Origin of the sequence: Apilactobacillus nanyangensis, from assembly GCF_016861915.1 — a bacterium.
GTDB lineage: Bacteria > Bacillota > Bacilli > Lactobacillales > Lactobacillaceae > Apilactobacillus > Apilactobacillus nanyangensis.
In genome coordinates this window covers 1-1,242 of sequence record NZ_BOLX01000029.1, presented here as the reverse complement: position 1 = coordinate 1,242, position 1,242 = coordinate 1, and the positions used below count along the sequence as shown (strand labels likewise).

1 rRNA gene is annotated in these 1,242 nt (G+C 40.8%); it reads right to left on the bottom strand.

The annotated features are described in order from the left end of the window. Positions 1 to 743 precede the first annotated feature (743 nt). A 5S ribosomal RNA gene (rrf, locus tag JUD45_RS07120) occupies positions 744 to 862 on the bottom strand. Positions 863 to 1,242 lie beyond the last annotated feature (380 nt).

The following is a 1,242-nucleotide window of genomic DNA, read 5'->3' as shown; positions in this document are numbered from 1 at the left end:
AGTGTGTACATGACTCAAGTTAAGGGCAATTCCACTCTATTTTCCAATTGCCTGTCATTGTTTATTGCAACTTATATTAACAATGAATATCTTTGCAGAGTTCAGAGCATCTGAAGTTGGAAAATTGTACTTTCATTCAAATTTATTCAACTACTGGATACTTATTGTTCTACCTACCCTTAAGTTCTTTTTACCTCATTCATACTCTATCTAATATCTTCTCCCCATTCTTTGCCTCTCACTATTCATCCCCAGCCCTAATCCTTTCCCATTATCCCCTACTCTCCTCTCTCCATAGCCTTCTTGCCCACACCAAGATGCTGCAGACATCTGGCTTGGGAGTTAGACCTTTCCATTCCCTTTCCACAACCCTGGCCCCCCTCACTGCTAAAAGATCCAAAAAATGTGGTAGATCTCCTGCTTGGTGTCTATTCACCAGAGTCACTGATCCCTGAGGAGTGAGTCAGGCCCAAAAGAAGCACCATACAGATCTCAATACAAGTATAATATACCTTTGTACCAATGATACTGTATAGTCACTTCTTTCATAGTAGGAATAGGGGTTTGTTTGGTGCTATTGTACCATAAAACACATGAGGTGTGATAATGGGTGTCCACAATTTTGCGCTCTATCCCTAGCCTGCCCTTAAGCCATAACAAGAAATCATAAAACATATTGCAACTCTTCTTTTCTTACTGTTACATGTTTACAAGCTAAACCTCCTCTACATTGAACAGACAAAAAACTACAGCACCTAGGATTCCCGCGTGGTCCCCCACCGTGGTACTAACTAGGCGGCACTCTGGTTAACTGCGCAGATCAGACGGGATGCGGTTCTTTCAGAGTCCTATGGCCGTAGATATTAGTTTACAACTTAATCCAACTATGTACCCTTCTTTTTTCCCAATCTTTAGTAACTATAATTTAACACACTTACTGCACCACTTTACTGATGATATACTGAAGTACAATATATAAACAACTTCACTGATACCATAAGTACCTGCAAGGAGGGGATTATGACCAATTAGTTACAGCACTCTAAGAGAAAAAAGAAGAGAGTGAAAAGAAAAGGTAGTTCAGACATCCAAAGGAAGGACATTATAACCCTCATAGTGTCAACCCCTGCTTCCTGCCAGCGCATCTCTTTTGGAGATGGCCCACACTCAACACATGCTTTATGGGTTCAACATGGTATAGAGGGGGAATATAAAGAACATTCTGCATTAGGGGAGTACTAA